This is a genomic window from Pseudoalteromonas luteoviolacea (genome assembly GCF_021654285.1).
GTDB lineage: Bacteria > Pseudomonadota > Gammaproteobacteria > Enterobacterales > Alteromonadaceae > Pseudoalteromonas > Pseudoalteromonas luteoviolacea_J.
In genome coordinates this window covers 262,512-279,746 of record NZ_JAKFZS010000005.1, presented here as the reverse complement: position 1 = coordinate 279,746, position 17,235 = coordinate 262,512, and the positions used below count along the sequence as shown (strand labels likewise).

7 protein-coding genes and 1 other RNA gene are annotated in these 17,235 nt (G+C 43.1%); 5 read left to right on the top strand and 3 right to left on the bottom strand.

The window, feature by feature from the left end:
• A complete protein-coding gene (locus tag L1077_RS06645) occupies nucleotides 1–366 on the bottom strand; it encodes a YraN family protein (protein ID WP_237136108.1) in 366 nt (121 codons plus the stop codon).
• 42 nt (nucleotides 367–408) lie between these two features.
• On the bottom strand, nucleotides 409–2,283 hold the full coding sequence (locus tag L1077_RS06640) for a penicillin-binding protein activator (protein WP_237136107.1): 1,875 nt from the start codon (nucleotides 2,281–2,283) through the stop codon (nucleotides 409–411).
• Nucleotides 2,284–2,345: 62 nt separating this feature from the next.
• On the opposite strand from L1077_RS06640, the gene rsmI reads away from it, so the two are divergent.
• From rsmI to L1077_RS06620, 4 genes are all read left to right on the top strand, one after another.
• Complete coding sequence (gene rsmI / locus L1077_RS06635; RefSeq protein ID WP_237136106.1) at nucleotides 2,346–3,206, top strand: 16S rRNA (cytidine(1402)-2'-O)-methyltransferase; 861 nt, start codon at nucleotides 2,346–2,348, stop codon at nucleotides 3,204–3,206.
• Between the two features lie 46 nt (nucleotides 3,207–3,252).
• Nucleotides 3,253–3,613: RNase P RNA component class A (gene rnpB / locus L1077_RS06630), an RNA gene on the top strand.
• A 359-nt stretch (nucleotides 3,614–3,972) separates the two neighbouring features.
• Complete coding sequence (locus L1077_RS06625; RefSeq protein ID WP_237136105.1) at nucleotides 3,973–11,139, top strand: LamG-like jellyroll fold domain-containing protein; 7,167 nt, start codon at nucleotides 3,973–3,975, stop codon at nucleotides 11,137–11,139.
• Between the two features lie 347 nt (nucleotides 11,140–11,486).
• Nucleotides 11,487–13,268 carry an alkaline phosphatase gene (locus L1077_RS06620; protein WP_237136104.1) on the top strand — a complete coding sequence of 594 codons (1,782 nt, stop codon included), beginning with the start codon at nucleotides 11,487–11,489 and terminating at the stop codon, nucleotides 13,266–13,268.
• A gap of 50 nt (nucleotides 13,269–13,318) precedes the next feature.
• On the opposite strand, the gene L1077_RS06615 is transcribed toward L1077_RS06620, so the two are convergent.
• Nucleotides 13,319–16,321, bottom strand: a complete 3,003-nt coding sequence (locus L1077_RS06615) for a bifunctional diguanylate cyclase/phosphodiesterase (protein ID WP_237136103.1) — start codon at nucleotides 16,319–16,321, stop codon at nucleotides 13,319–13,321.
• Between the two features lie 440 nt (nucleotides 16,322–16,761).
• On the opposite strand from L1077_RS06615, the gene mraZ reads away from it, so the two are divergent.
• Nucleotides 16,762–17,220 (top strand): division/cell wall cluster transcriptional repressor MraZ, encoded by a 459-nt coding sequence (gene mraZ / locus L1077_RS06610; protein WP_063361403.1) that lies wholly within the window; start codon nucleotides 16,762–16,764, stop codon nucleotides 17,218–17,220.
• Nucleotides 17,221–17,235: the final 15 nt, after the last annotated feature.

Here is a 17,235-nt window from a genome sequence, read left to right as displayed (position 1 = left end):
TTAAAAAACGTTCTTTATCCAATGTATCGCATGTGGGGAATTCCCCTGTATTGCAACAAAGTCTACGCGCAGCGCTATATTATGCAAAGTAAAATCTTGCATGTATTGATATATGCTACGCCTTAAACGTTGCTGTTTTTGTTGTGAAAGTGTATTGAGTGCGCCGCCAAATTTAAGGCTTTTACGGTATTTCACTTCAACAAATACCCAAGTGTGGGCATCTTTCATGATTAAATCAATTTCTCCATGTCGACACAAGTAATTACGAGCTATTGGTGTCAACCCTTGCTTTTGCAGATAGTGCTCCGCAACCTCTTCAAAGTACGACCCTTTTTCCCTGGTGCTGTTAAAAATCCCTTTTAGCATATTGTTATCCTTTGAGGCTAAGTGTAATGTGATTGCTTGTATTTACTCTACTTGTTGCATAAATAACGGCGTAGGCGGTCTCTCATCTAGACTTACTAGTCGAATGCTGTTTTTATGGTATTGACCCCAGCTTAGCTTTCTATGTATCTGATTGGCTTCTTTGATACTGAGTGCGCCGGTTAATCCATCAAACTCTTTGCCTGGTATTCTACTTAATTGCTTGAGCTCAGGGATTAAGTTGAGCGCATCATGGGCCATGGCAAATAAGCGTTGCTCAATATCTGCTTGCTCCGGCCAGAGTCTCGAATACGTGTCTCGCAAGTTTCGTTGATTCACAACGTCGGGGAGCATCCATGGCAGCTCAGTAAAGTAGAGCCCTTCTAAATCCCCTTTGTCTGTTTTATCAATTTGCTTACTATAACTCCGAGAGCTTGCGTACAGTGGGATACGCTCTGCAAATGTACTGACGTTAACATCTAAATATGGCTTGAGTAATCGTGTCTCAATGGCGTCCCCAAGAATGTAGATCGCATCGATATCTCGTCTTGATCGTGTTTCACTTTCTACTTCACTGCGAAATAGGCTTTTGACCTCTTTTATTCGGGCTTTAGAGCGATCCACTTCCAGTAGCTCAGTGATCACTTCGACCATATCTTCGCTATTACTATAAAACCCGGCTTCAGGTTGGGTTTTGCTGAAGTTTTGCCATTGAGTATTGAAATGCGCAATTAAGCGCTGCCCTGAGGGGGTATTGGGCGCGAGCAACATGGGTTTTTGGAAGCCTTTTGCTAAAAAGTGCACCATGGCTTGCTCGACTTCATGCTCAGGGTTTAGCGCGAAGTAATAGTGTTCAGTATGGATCCGTTGTGCTTCATCTGGGTTTACCTCATTGAGAAAAATAGCTGCAGACTGAGCGATAAATGGACTTGATTTAACCTTAACAATATTGCTTTTCAAGAGCGGGCCAATGACAAAGTCGGCTTGGCTTTTTTGTAATTCTCGTTCTATAAGCTCCGCGCTGTCCATTTCGTCAATAAAGTAAACTTCTTCAATTTGACTCTTATCCATGGCGGCCAAAAAACCATTTTTTAATGCCGATCCTAGGCGTTCACTGCTTCCTGATTGAGGCAGTAAAATGGCTAACTTAGTTGCTTGGTAAGGCGCAAGGTTGATAGTGGATTTCACCTCATTGGGGATAATAAAACCACCAGGGTGGTTTTTATAGCGTCTTTGCCAGTTGTTCATTGCTTGGTGTAATTGCACCGTGGAGCCTAAATATACTTGATGATATTTAGCGAGCTTTACCCAACCTTGTTGAATGACTGAACCACGATCAAAACGCTCTAGGGCATAGGATGATAGTTGCTGTAATGCCGTCCATATATCTTGATTTAAGCCGGTGATGTTGAGTTTGTTTTGTTGCGCGGTATCCGCGCTTTTAAAGTAATGAACGAGGGCTTTTTTGGGTAAGCTCTGAGAGGCAAAAATACTGCCTTTGAGGTATTGATGCCACCCTTTGTGCTCTGCAAGGGTAAGCTGATCACTGATATTCGTTAAGATAGTGTGTGCGCTTTCATACTTTCCTTGCTCCTTTTGTGCAAAGGCAATATAGAGCTTATTTTGTACATGATCGACGCTGGCTTTTGATTCTAACTCAAAGCAGATCTGCTCCAGCATAGGCCAATTGCGCTCGTTGATCGCAGCTTCTCGTGCACCGTAAAGTACTTGTATTCTATTTGCGCCATGCTTTGAGAGTGCAAGTGCATACAGTGTACTTGCATCCATATTCTCAGTCGATTGCACGGTTGGTGCTTGAGTCTGCGGATTTGTTGCTGGTTGTACGTTTTTAGGGGTTGTGCCACAGGCCGATAAACCGGACAATACAGCCACTATTAGACTTATTTTTTTCAGTTGCACGCGTATACCTTCACTCATCACCTTGTATGTGAATATCTTACTGACTGATCTTGGAGAGCTCAATGACAAAAGCTGACACCTTAGACAAAATTGGCACCCTGCACATCGTTGCTACACCAATTGGCAATTTAGATGACATTAGTGAACGGGCGCTGAAAACCTTAGCTGACGTAGATCTTATTGCAGCAGAAGATACACGCCATACAGGCAAACTATTGAGTCACTTTAATATTAAAGCAAAAACCTTTGCTTTGCATGATCATAACGAAAAACAAAAAGCCCAACAAATATTAGATTGGTTGAATGAAGGCAAAGATATTGCGTTGGTCTCTGATGCAGGCACTCCTTTGATCAGCGATCCCGGTTATGCTGTGGTGAATTTGTGCCGAGAAGCTGGCGCAAAAGTGACACCGGTCCCAGGCGCGTGTGCTGCGATTGCTGCGGTGAGCTGCTCGGGATTGCCAACCGATAAGTTTCAATTTATTGGCTTTACGCCAGCAAAAAGCCAAGCAAGACAGCAGTTTTTCAAAGAGGCGTTTGAGTCTGGGATCACCAGCATTATGTATGAAAGCACGCATCGCATTATGGCGAGTCTGGATGATCTTGCCAGCGCGCTTGGAGAACAGCAGCAAGTGGTGTTTGCCAAAGAACTCACCAAGACATATGAAACGTTTTTTAGCGGTGAAGTGTCTGAGCTAATTGCGTTTTTAACGGATGAGCCAGAGCGTCAGCGCGGTGAATTGGTACTTATCTTACCGGGTAAGGGCAAAGAAACTGCGGCAATCACGCCTGAAGCACAAAAGTTAATTTCGCTTTTGGAAGATGAAATGCCGCTAAAAAAAGCCTGCGGTGTGGCTGCAGAGTATTTTGGTCTTAAAAAGAATGCTTTATACAAAGCGATTATTGCACAAAGAGAAGAATAGCAAAAAATCCGCTGTGCTTTAGGCTAGAAACAGGTATAATGCGCCGCGAGTTGGCCGGATAATCGCTGCTTGTGACGAAAATGATCAAGGGGAGGAAAGTCCGGGCTCCACAGGGCAGGGTGCCAGCTAACGGCTGGGGGGTGAAAGCCCACGACAAGTGCAGCAGAGAGAAGACCGCCAACCTCGGTTGGTAAGGGTGAAAGGGTGCGGTAAGAGCGCACCGGGCCGCTGGTAACAGTCGGTTGCAAGGTAAACTCCACCCGGAGCAAGACCAAATAGGGTTCCTTATGGTGTGGCCCACATCGGAACCGGGTAGGTTGCTTGAGCCTAAGAGCGATTTTAGGCCTAGACGAATGATTATCACCTCGCAAGAGGGACAGAACCCGGCTTATAGGCCGACTCACTAATTTTAGTAGCCGCTTGAGTCTTCAAGCGGCTTTCTAATCTTAAAAGCACTACTTTTCATTTCTGTGCACACAGCTGCACTCAAATTCCACTTTATAAATACCACGCTTGCAATCAATTCATTCCAAACTTGAGTTTTCGCTTTTACGTTCTTCTTGTTTGCTTTTCAGATATTTAAAGGTGCTGCCTCATTTCGTCATTAAGGTATTTAGCTGTTTTACTTCTCATACTTTTACTGTTTTTATATTTTAAATAATGATGTTTTGCGCATATTTTAATCCATTCCATATTCTTGGCACAATTGCATGTCATAAACCCTAAATTGAACTGTATCTGTAAATTAATAGGGGGTATTAATATTATGATGCGGACTCAACTGTGCCTAGCCTTGCTGACTTTGGGGGCGACTGCCCCCAATAGTGCGCAGGCCGCCATGGCACCATTAACAATACATGTTGATGAAAATACCAAAACGAACACCACCATAGGTCGGGTGAGTTTTGTTGATGGCGTATCTGATAAAACGGTGCGCTTGGAAGTCGGTAAAACGGACATTAAAAACTGGGTAACCAATGGTGAAGCTTTTGAGCCCATCTCATTTGCCTCAAGTTTTACACAAGCGCCGATTGTTTTTGGTCAGATCCAATCCAATAGTGGCTATGCAGTAGAGTATGAAGTCAGTACTTACTCTTACTCTGGTCTCACGAGCAAAAACAACAATAGATTGTTGATGCGCCACCGCTTAGATAACGTGAGTGCGCAGGGCTTTGAGGCCGTACTTGAATCTGAGCTTGATAAAAAAGGCACCAGTGTTATTCAAAGCTTTACCAATACCGGTGAGGGCGAAACGCTTGGCTGGATAGCATTTGCTGAGCCCATCTCAGCGCTTTGGAATGACAAGCCATTTGAAGTTTCAAGTACAGGCACTACAGTGACACATCAGGTGCATGGTCACGCATTGAGTGCGCCTATTACAGAAACCCCAACGATTTTAACCTCCTTAGCATCCTACAATGGCACATCTCAAAGCGGTGTGGCGATTGATGAAGTCTCTGCAAACCGTGTGAAAGTGCACATTGATAACATAGATGATGACGCCCATGCAGCTGAAAACGTCAATGTCTTCGCACTGCAAGGCTCTGGCTTTTTATTTACAGAAAGCTTGGCGATTGTGGGTGAAACGGGCGTCATCAAAGTCGCTGATTCAGGCAGTGATGCGCCATTTTCAATCACTTTTTCGAAATCTTATAATAACCCAGTTGTATTCGTTCAAGCGGTCGGGATCGACAAAGACATTGTTGATGCGGCGGTACGCTTCAATTTCGTTGCGCCTATGATGCTGCAAGGATATTTGCATGGCGATAACGAAAGTGTGGTACCAAATCGCTTTGGTGAGTTTGAACTGCATTATCAAATCTTTGAGGCGGGTCGTTGGGATATACCACTGGAACACTATAGCTATGAAATCGTCTCTGGTAACGATGCGGGTGTGTTTTCAATTGATGCAATCAAAGGTGACATTAAAGTTGCTGATCAAACGCAATTAGATTTTGAGCTAGGTAATAACCAGTATTCATTGACAGTTCGTGCAACAGATGGCGCGGGTAATGATTATGACACGCTAGTTACGATTAATGTTACTGACATTAATGATTCTTTGAACAACAATGCGCAATCCATTGATGGTCTAGCAGCGGATGACTGGGCTGGTTGGTCAGTAGCCCCAGCAGGGGATGTAAACGGTGACGGTTTTGACGATATCATTGTCGGCTCTCCTCAAGCAGATGTTTATCGAAATGATGGCACCTTTATGTACGAAGATAATGGTGCAGCTTACGTTCTTTTCAGTGATGCAACGGGCACATTCCCATCCCTAACGGAAGTGATCGGTGGTACTCGTGGCTTTGGGATCATGGGAGCTGAGTCTGGCGACAACGCAGGTTTTGCTGTTGCTGGAGGCGTTGATATTAACGGTGACGGATTATCAGATGTAGTAGTTGGTGCGCCTTACGCGGGGACCAATGGCGACTACTCTGGTTCAGCGTATGTTGTATTTGGTAAAACTGGTACTAACTATGTTCCATTGTCTGATATGAATGCTGGCGGGAGCGATTACGGTTTTGCTATTCATGGTGCTTACACTGAAGACTATGTTGGTGGTACGTTAGTTGTCGGCGATGTGAATGGTGATGGTCTCGGTGACATTGTTATCGGAGAAACAGTCACGCGTTTTTTAGCTGGGACTGGTTCATTTGAATTAAGAGACTTGCTAGAAGATGGTACCGCAGATCCTAACTTGGCCTATGTTGTTTACGGTAAAAAAGACAATAACGTGGTTCAGTTAGCCAATGTTGCGACAGACTACAACACACAAGGTTTTGCGATCACTCGCCCAAGCAGACGGTTATTCAGTGGATGGCACTATGGTGCACAAGTATTGCCCTCCGGTGATTTTAACAGTGACGGCTTAACGGACTTTATCGTGAGCCACGGTTTGTATGTTGATACATCCGGCACCAGTTATGTGGCGTACGGCCGTATTGGTGGTGAATCAATTAAGTACAACAGCATCAAATCGAGTGGAAATGGCATTAAAATCATCCCTGAAGCAAGCGGCAACTATGGTTTTAACTTTGGCCGTGCAAGTTTAAATACACTGCCTTCCTTTACCACTTCTCACGTAGGTGACGTGAATGCCGATGGTGTTGACGACATCGCCTTGTTACTGACAGATACAGGGTGTTGCTCTGCCATTGATCATCCGCGTGCATATATTTTATTCGGTGGTATAAATGTCGCCGATGAAATTAACTTAGCGGATATTGCACAAGGCAACGGTGGTTTTGTTATTCATAACGATGCGTCCAACATCGATCACAGTGATTTGCAGGTTATTTTGGGCTCCATAGGTGGGGCAGGCGACTTAAATGGAGATGGTTTTGACGATATCATTATTGGCGACCCGTTTGCAGAAGATAACAAAGGTCGTGTGTATGCCGTGTATGGGCGTGCAGGTACAGATCCTGTTTACTTAAGCGAAATCATTGAGACAAAACAAGGTTTCTACTCTGAAGGTAACGGGGGCGAGCAGTTAGGTCAGTTCATCGCCAGCGCCGGTGACATCAATGGCGACGGTATCAAAGATATTCAATTTGGTACGCCTTCTGCTGATAAAAACAATTTAGGCAATACCGGTGCAGTGTATGTATTAAACGGCGACGGTAATTTGGTGACACTTTGGGGCACTGTGGGTGACGATACAGTCGCAGGTGCAGCAACGGCAGATAATATCGCAACTGGAACCGGTGATGATGTTATTCGCACCAATGGGGGGGCTGATGCGGTGTATGCAGGTCCCGGTGAAGATACCATTTATATTTCTGATAATACGTTTACCCGTATCGATGGGGGCGGTAATACAGATACGTTAATCTTTGATGGGGCAGGTATTAACCTCAATCTCGCAGCGCAAGCATCTCGCGTTCGTAACGTAGAAGTGTTTGATATTCGAGGTTCAGGTGCAAACTCAATCACACTGAATAAAAGTGTCAGCAGCAACTCAAACTTGCGCATTTTAGGTGATGATGATGACTACATTGGTGCGGCGAACAACCAGTGGGTTGATTCAGGCACAACGCAAGTTATCGACAATATCACTTATAAAGTGTTTACAGTCGGTGCTGCAACCATGTTAGTGCAAGATGGTGTGAGTATTGCGGTTAACAATACACCGACTATTGAAGCACAATCTTTCACTGTGAGTGAAGCTTCTGCAAGCGGTACTGAGATTGGTACTATTTTGGCTGACCCTAATGATGTCGGCGATTTTGTTACCTTTCAAATTCTAAGTGGCAACACAGATGGTGACTTAGTGCTAAATGCACAAACGGGTGTATTGAGCATCAGTCCTGACATTTCTCGATTAGACTTTGAGAACACTGCAACGTACAACTTAGAAGTTATCGTTTATGACCAATACAATACAACGGATGTGGCAAACATTACCGTTGATGTATTAGACATGGAAGCCATGACCATTAGCTTTTCCGGTGACGCAAGTGGTGAAGGCAGCTATTGGGGTAACAATACCGTGCTTGAATTACTCGGTATGAGTTCACCTGATTGGGCGTCAACTGAAACTAAAATGACGTGGGATATTCCGGAGACTGAAACTCCATCTGAAGCAACTATCTTCAGAGTTTTAGCACACGGTAAAATTCATTACGTTGGTGGTTTAGATTTATTTGGCGGTTGGGTTGAAGCTGATATTCCACTCACAATGGACTTGAAGTACCCTGATGAGATTCAAGTGGGTCAACCAGTTAATCTAACTACGCAATTTAAAGTAGATTCAAACGCTAACTTCATGGCGTCATCGCCTGGGGTGCAAGTTTCTGCGGAATTAATTATTGAAGATCTATTAGTACAATATCAATCAGATGTTTTTGAAAAGCTAAACGATAAAACTGAAATAGAGTACGGCTCATATGAAAAAACTGTTGGTTCAGAGTCATTTGGTATTTATGGTGACAACTGTGCCAATGCGCTTAATCGAGCTGCGTGCTACGAATTAGAAGACGGTGTTGAAGTTTACGATTTAACTCGTGAGCTGACGGATGACGAAATTGCTACCCTCATTGCAGAACACCACTATGAGTTATCGCTAGCAACGACTATTGCGCACGCAAGACAAGTGAGTTCAAACCTGACGTACGACACCAGCATGGTTGACGGCGACTACCTTGTCGATGTGGTTTATGCTCACCTAGGTGCGACTGATGGGTTTGAAATCATCAGCACAAATCACTCAGATCCATTGGCATCGATCACACCTTTCATTCGTGCTGAAACGACAGACGAAGAGATTGCGCTGTATATCAAAAACCTAACTCGCGATACGTTAGCTGCGGACATAAAGCCCACCGCTAGAAAAGCCGTTGAGAAAGCCATTAACTTAGAAGTAGATAAACTACGCTTCCTTGCTGGTCATGACTTAATAGATTGGGTATCTGAAGAAGTATACTGGGGGTCAAACTGGACCAAATGGCATGCTAAAGCTGGCATGGAAGCGGTCGAGGGGACCTCTGAACAATGTATTGACGATTTTTATGCTCCAGTGGGCGAAGATTTATATCGTAGTTATAAGTTCAGCACCTTAGATACTTTTGTGAGTATTACGTTGGATTTATTCCAAGACTTTGAGTTGAACGTTGAACCTTCAGCAATTTTAGTGTTAGAAGATGGCACAGAAATTTATTTTGACCCAGAAGACGACATCGTATTCACGCCTGAGCTTACGCATGACGTTAATAACGATGGCATGATCGACGCGACATTAACGGTGGATGTTGAATCTAAGTTTGTGAACAACAGTAAGATGAAAGCATCATATAAAATGCCGTTTAAATTCTTAGAGTTTTCTTACAACGTGCAAGAAGCTGTATGTACTGATGCACAAACTTACTTCATGGGTAAGCAAGGCATACAGTACGAGAAAGGCTCTTATGGTCCAATGATGGACAGTGAGTGGGTGTTCGAGTTCTCTGATACGGATTTTGGTGGTCCAACAGAAGTTACCCTTGCAGACAACTCATATACAACACACCTGTCGTTTGACTTATGTAATACCAATGGCGTGTGCGGCGAGCCGGTATTGTCTTACAATAATAATGTGCCTGTTGCCTCGGATGTCACAGTAACGGGTGAGTTTATTGGTAAATCGACAGTATCTGCGACTTATGCTTACTCGGATCCAGATGGGGATATCGAAGAAGCGACACGTTTCCAATGGTATCGCTCTGCAACTGGTAATGAGACTGATGCACAAGTGATTGAGGGTGAGCTTTATCAATCGTATACCTTGTCATTAGACGATATTGATAACTATGTGGCATTTTGTGTGACACCTGATGATGGCACAGATCTTGGCAGCCCTGTATGTTCTGAGTGGGCCTATGTAGAAAGCCCGTTCCACAAAGATCTATCAATTATGAACGGTTTCGGTCAATCTATTGTCTTTGACGGCACGGATCAGAGCATGGTTCAAACTCTGAATACAGGCTTCAATCCGAATAGCTCTTATACAATTGAAGCTTGGGTGAAAGTGAATGCATTGAATCCCGATGATAATTCAAACTTAATAACCTTTACCGAAAGCGACAACAAGTCAAAAGCTGCAATCAGAATATTCTCTGATGGTCGCTTACGTATTAAAGCAACGAACAGCACATTTAAATCGACAGAAACAATTAATGTTGGTCAATGGCAACACTATGCCATCAGCTATGATCAGCCGACACAGCAGCTATCCGTGTATTTAGATGGTGAATTGATCATCTCTGAAGTAGACGCTGCTGACTCAAGTAATGTGTATTTTGTATGGGGTTCAGGCAACGATGGTGTAAGCAAAAAGCTAAATGGTCAAATTGATGAGATCCGCATTTGGAACCAAGCGCTACCTCAACAGACGATTGCGGCTAATCGTGCATTAAGTGCGTCGTTAAATGATTCAAGGCTTGTGTCTTATTACAATTTCGATACGGTGGTTGATGCTCAAGTAGCCGATCTGGTGGGTCAAAGTACCATGACGTTAGTTAACGAGCCAACGTTAGAAAAATACGACTCGTACTTAACACTTGATGGCAATGGAGATTATATCGAGATTGCTGATGCCAGTGACGGTTCGATAGATTTTGCTGGTGACAACTTTACGGCCTCAGCGTGGATCTATTTAGAGCCAGGTTCAAATGGGTCAAACCGTAATATTTTTGCGAAAAAAATCTCTGCAGCCCCGGGTTACAAAGGCTGGAGCTTAAGTGTTAACAGCGCTAATAAATTGCAATATCACCATGATGCTGTCAATGACGGCAAGAAGACCTACGCGGCAGGCTCGTTTAAAACGGGTCGTTGGTATCATGTTGCAGTGGTCGCCGATTGGGAAGGTGGCAAGGTGAGGTTGTATATTAACGGCAATGAAGTCGCCAGTTCTGGTAACGGCTTAGGTAATAAACGTAACTTGAGCAACCATAAACCACTTCGTATAGGAGCATATAGCCATACAAATACGACCTCAAACACCTTTAAAGGTCACATTGACGATGTCGCTATATGGACGCGCGCTTTGTCTGAAGATGAGCTCACCGTGTGTAAAGATGACATGGTGTTGGGCTGTGAACAAGACATGTTGATATATTATGACTTTGAACAGGAAGCCCATAAGAATAAAGCAGTCGATAGATACAACGGCACTATTTTTGGTGCGGCTGAAGTCAATCATGGTCTGGATGTAAAGTTTACCACGACGGAGTATGCTTCGTTTGTAGGCAAGCTTCCAGGTGGATCAGGTATCACATTTGGGCTCGCTGATGCGCCAGCTTATGGTGAGGTGGTCATCAATGAGTATTCAGGCGAATTTACCTATACGCCAAATGGTAGCGCAAATGGCGCAAGTGATTCATTTAGCTATGTCGTTTACGATAACAACAATGGATACAGTCTCAAGCAGGTTGTGACCATTGAGTTTGAATAAATTTACTGGTATTTAACAGTTTAAAGCCGTGATACCAAAAAGTGTCGCGGCTTTTTTAATTGTGTCGCAGTTAACGTTTCCAATTTTTATACTTTTCTTTTTTCTATTTTCGAATTTGGCGCTATCAAGCGGTCGTGTTGGCAGCTATTTTTAATCACTGTAAAAAATGCGTTTAACTGTTTTCTATTTTGCACTAGGTAGTGTGTTTATAATTCTTAATAATTTAATTTCAATCATTTATAACAAATAGAAGCGTCATCAATGTGACGTATTTTTGAAATAAAAAAGTCATTTTTTGACCGTAGACTTGCCGCTGCTCACAATTGAATAAATTTTAGGAACAAACAATGAAAATGAAGTTCATCGCGCTTGCGGTATCTGCCGCTTTGCTCAGTGGTTGTAATGGAGATGATACAAAAACAGTCGAAGTCATCAAAGAAGTTGAGGTCATAAAAGAAGTACCGACGGAAGTGATTAAGGAAGTTGAAATTATAAAGGAAGTGCCAAAAAACCTTGAAGTGATTAAAGAAGTCGAGGTGATAAAAGAAATAGAGGTCATTAAAGAGGTTGAGGTGATAAAGGAAGTCGCGCCGACACCCGTTACCTCGGTGAAAAATATCATTCTCATGATCGGTGATGGCATGGGTCCTCAGCAAGTCGGTTTACTTGAGGAGTACGCTCAACGCGCACCTAACTCAGTATACAAAAATAAAAATAACCAGACTGCACTGTCTAAATTCGCGAATGCTGGCCATATGGGCTTGTCTCTGAATGCACCACATGGACCATCAGGTAGTTTGGTAACTGACTCCGCTTGCTCTGCAACTCAACTGGCAACAGGTATTTCAGCAGGCTCTGAAATGATAGGCTTAGATACTCAGGGCAATAAAGTTGCGACCATCTTAGAACAAGCGAAAGCGATGGGCAAAGCAACTGGGTTGGTGTCAGATACTCGTATTACACATGCGACACCTGCTGCTTTTGCTTCACACCAACCGCACCGCTCTTATGAAGACAAAATTGCTGAAGAGCTTATTTCATCTGGTAATGTAGACGTGATGCTTTCGGGTGGAGCACGTGTTTTCTTACCGCAAGATGTTGCATCAAATGAAGCGGTTCAAAAGCAGCTTGCCGAGCTTGGGATGCCCAGCGGCGTTTATAAAAAGTCTAAGCGTAGTGACAATGAGAACCTAGTTGTTGAAGCAAAAGATCAACACGGCTATGCATTGGCATTTGATAAAACCCAATTGATGGATGTAGAAGGCGATAAGTTATTGGGTTTATTTGCAAACTCGGGTATGGCTGATGGTATTGCATACAGAAAATGTCAGCAGGACAACAGCTGTACGCAGCCTTCATTAAAAGAGATGACAGTCAAAGCGCTTGATGTGTTATCTAAAGATGAAGACGGCTTCTTCTTGATGATCGAAGGGGGTCAAATTGATTGGGCTGGCCACGCGAATGACGCAGGCTGGATGCTAAATGAATTACTTAAATTTGATGAAGCAGTTGAAGCTGTTCATGAGTGGGTTAAAGACCGCAACGATACGTTAGTAGTTGTAACCGCTGACCACGAGACGGGGAGTTTTGGTTTTAGTTATTCAAATCACAATACGCCAGAGGCGGTTGCATTACCAGGTGATGGAATGGGTGATGCTCTGTATAAACCAAAATTTAATTTTGGTGCATTAAGTCTACTCGATACGCTTTACAACCAGGAAGGCACGTTCTACGACATCATGGGTGATGTAGATGGCAGTTACAACTTTGCGAATAGCAGTGCAGAGCAGTGGCAAACGGCCATTACTAAGCATACGCCATATACAGTCACGCTTGAGCAAGCCGCAACGATTCACGAGTCTCATGAAACAAATGACGATGGCCACCCATTGCCGCATTTTGAGGATTTTTCGGATTTTTATGTGTATGGAACGGAAGACTTTACAGGTAAGATTGCGCGCGTTGTCGCAACACAGCAAAATGTAGTGTGGGGGACAGGCACGCACACTGCTGCACCTGTACCAGTTTACGCATTTGGACCTGCAGGTGTCACTCAGCAATTTTCAACACTTCAACATCATGTCGATATTGCCAATAAGATGATGACCGCCCTAGGTGTCAACGAGTAACATATTCAACCCAAACGACTAAAGCCATCCAAGTTGATGGCTTTTTTTGTTTAATGTCCTTGGGCTGTGAGATAGTCAATAAAGTCAGCTTTTGGCAGCGGTTTACTGTAAAAATAACCTTGGCCAAAATCACAACCCGCTTGCTTTAACAGCTCATGCTGCGTAGCGCTCTCAATCCCTTCAGCAATGACTTTTAACCCGAGTTGATGTGCCATTAAGATCATGGTTTCACATAATACGAGGTCATTTTGGTTGTGCTCTATGCCATCCACAAAGCGCTTATCTATTTTTATGAACTCAGTATCCATTTGCTTCAGATATGCAAGTGACGAATAGCCTGTACCAAAATCATCTAAAGCAATAGCAAACCCTTGCTGAATAAGCTTGGTTAAGCGTTTTTGACTACGCCCTTCCCCTTGCATCATTAAACCTTCGGTGATTTCGAGCACTAACATATCTGGCGTCAATTGATGTTTGGCAAGTTGCTGTTGCCACGCCAGTAAAGTGGTGTGCTTGGCACTAAATTGAATGGGTGAGACGTTGATACTCAGCTGTATTGGTTGATTTAAATCTCGAGTTTGCTGAAGTACATGCACTGCTTGATCAAAAGCTAGTTCACCTAGCTGGTGGATCAGCTGAGTTTCTTCTGCCAAAGGAATAAACTCAGCAGGGCTGATCATGCCTTTATCCGGATGCTGCCAACGGATCAGCGCTTCTGCTTTGGTGATTTGTTTTGTTTGCATCGAGACAATCGGTTGAAAATACATTTCAAATTGATTTTGCGTTAATGCATGGCGCATGTCCTTGAGTAACAATATACGTTGCTCAGCTTGCTCTCTAAGTTCGGTATTAAATAGCGTAAAGCCATTTCTACCCAATTGCTTGGCCTTATACATGGCTTGATCGGCTGCTTTAAGTAATTGCTCTGTGTTTTCACCATCTTCCGGTGCCAAGGCAATACCAATACTGGCGGCAATATGGCACACCTCATCTTCTAACGTAAATGGGTCTTTAAGTGCATCAAGTACTTGTTGTGCAAAGTGCGTGGCAGCATGGCGATCTGCGCAGCGATCGTAGATCAAGACAAATTCATCACCGCCAATACGGGTTAATCGCGCGCTTGCTTCGGTTTGCTTTTTTAAACGCTTGGCAATTTGCTTTAGCAGTAAATCGCCATAATAGTGGCCTAATGTATCGTTGATGTCTTTAAAATGATCTATGTCTAGTAATAAAACGGCGAACGCGTGATTGGTTAAACCAAATAACGTAATTAGTTGTTTCTTTAAACTGGTACGATTAGGCAGGTCTGTCAGCTCATCAAAATGACTTTGTCGCCAAAGCTGCTCATCTTTTTGTTTTTTGTCTGTGATGTCTGCAAAGATCCCCACACGACGATACGGCTCTTCATGTTCGTCATAAACCGTATCTATGGTGAGCCACTCGGTATACAACTCGCCATTTTTACGTTTATTGATAATCTCACCTTGCCACTTACCCGTGGTGATAATTGATTGCCACAGTTGATCGTAAAAACTGGCATCGTGTTTACCTGAACTGAGTACTGAGGTCGTTTTACCAATGACTTCATGTTGCTCAAATCCGGTCACTTTGGTGAATGCGGGGTTGGTATCTAAAATATAACCTTGGGCATCGGTAATGACCATGCATTCACTACTGTTGTTATATGTCATGGCTGCAAGGTTTAGGGCTTCTTCTTGTTGTTTCTTTTGGCTGATATCACGCATAATGAGTATGGCTTCACCATTATGTTCAATGCGTTTGATACGGATTTCGTAGACTTTTTGTTGATTATTGTCTTTGTGAATATACTCAAAGTAAGTGCTTGGTTGAGTTCGCAACATGGCCAATGCTGCTTTGATGCGAATATTAATATGCGTTGGGAAAATGTCTTGCAGCTTGTCTTTGCCATTGACTCTATCACCATGCTTATCCAAAATTTGCGCACTTTTGTTAAGCCTAAGATAATTGTCAGGTAGTGCTTGGATAAGGGTACTTAGTTCTGCGTGTTTATTGTGTGCGTTTGTTTCTGCGTGAAGTCTTACAGCTGCCATTTGGTCAAAGTGCGCAGCAAGCTCTGCAAGTTCTTTGGGCATGTCTGTGGCTTCTAATTTTTCAACCTTACCATTTGCGAGCGCACCAATGGCACGACTAAAGTTTCTTAAAGGAACAAGCAAGGTGCGGTTTAATTGTGTTCGGGCAAGCCAGCTCAGCATGAATATTGTCAATAAGAAAAGTAGGGTGACCATGAAAAATTGGCTGTTGACTTCATGCAGCGCATCATCAAATGGAAAGTCAAAATAAATGTTGAGCTCTGATTGTGGAGATTGTAAAGGGAGCCTGAAATAGACATGGTGGAGGCCGTTTTCATCTGTAAGGGTTTGCACTGTATGAAGCTGAAGATCATTTGGCCAGTCATCACTTACTGAACGCCCTAGAGGCTTTTTTGAGTACGGGTATTCGGCAACGATTTGTGCATAATTGTCAGCGACCATAACACGAGTACCAATCGGCAAAGGTAAGTGAGACAGTGACTCACTCCAGTTGGTTAATCTACGTACGGCAAAAATCACCACTTCTAATTGATCATTTTTATAAACTGGTTGCGCAAAATTGAGTGTTTCAGTGTATACACTTCTATCTTGTTGATATTCACCAATACTAAATGCGCCCGTCGTAATTGCTTGTAAAAAGTATGCGCGATCAGCAATGCTGATTGGCGCTTTCAGCGGGTGCAATGAGCAAAAAACTTCTCCACTTGGTGTCGCTAAGCCAAAATTGGCGAACTCTTGATTTATTAATAGCGCATGTTTTAGTAACGTGGGGCACCCTTGTTGTTGCGTATCTAACAGTGCTGAATTCTTAGCCAGGTTTTGGAGCAATTGCTGAGCAGCAGTAATATTTACGCGCTGTAAAGTCGCGATTTGGTTCGCAAAAAATAGCGCATCTTGCTCTTTGCTATGTAGAATATCTGAACGTTGAACGACCAACAGTGCGAGTACAGCGAGAAACCCTGGTATAGACAGCACGAGCATCAGTCTAAAAAAACGTTGTTTTATTGATGAATAAAGAATAATAACGTCTCAATTTGTAAATACATGCATATGATAACCGCGACTTTGTAAATCACCAAATAACAGTGTGACTTATCTATTTTAAGCTGCGATTAATATCTGTTTTACGTACTTTTATTTGAGTTTTTGGCTTGGTATTTTTCATTCTTAGCATGATGATTTTGGACAAATTTAATATTAATTTTTACTTTATTCCACACTGCCCCCACTTTTTACCACTTGATTTTAAAACTTCTTTGAAACCCTGATTTTTTCTGGATTTTAGCGTGCTTTCTGAAGGTGTCATAGCTTGACAAAACAGCTTGTCAAGCCCTAGACTTGTCAATTGTGGTAGAATGTGGGTTAAAGTGGATCAAATTGGATCAAAATGTACATTTCTTAGCTTGTGAGGTAGCAGCGATATGTTTCGCGGCGCGAACCTAATAAGCCTCGATGATAAAGGGCGCTTTTCGATACCTACTAAGTATCGAGAATGCTTGCTGTCTGAAGAAATGGGCACCGTTATTTGTACCATTGCGATAAATGAACCTTGTCTTTGGGTATACCCATTATCTGAATGGCAGGACATTGAGGCCCGATTACAAAAGTTATCAAATACAAATCCTCGAGTGAGACGGTGGCAAAGAATGCTGTTAGGGCATGCTACTGAATATCAATTGGATAAAAACGGTCGTATTTTATTAGCACCTGCATTACGCAGTTATGCAAATTTAGGCAAGAAGCTAATGCTTGTTGGCCTACTAAATAAGTTTGAGATCTGGGATGAAGCACGTTGGAATGAGCAAATGCGTCTCGATACAGAGATTGAGCGCAGTGGCGACGTGGAAGAAAGCTCAGATCTTGATGGTTTTTCTTTATAGAGTACAGGTGTAGCT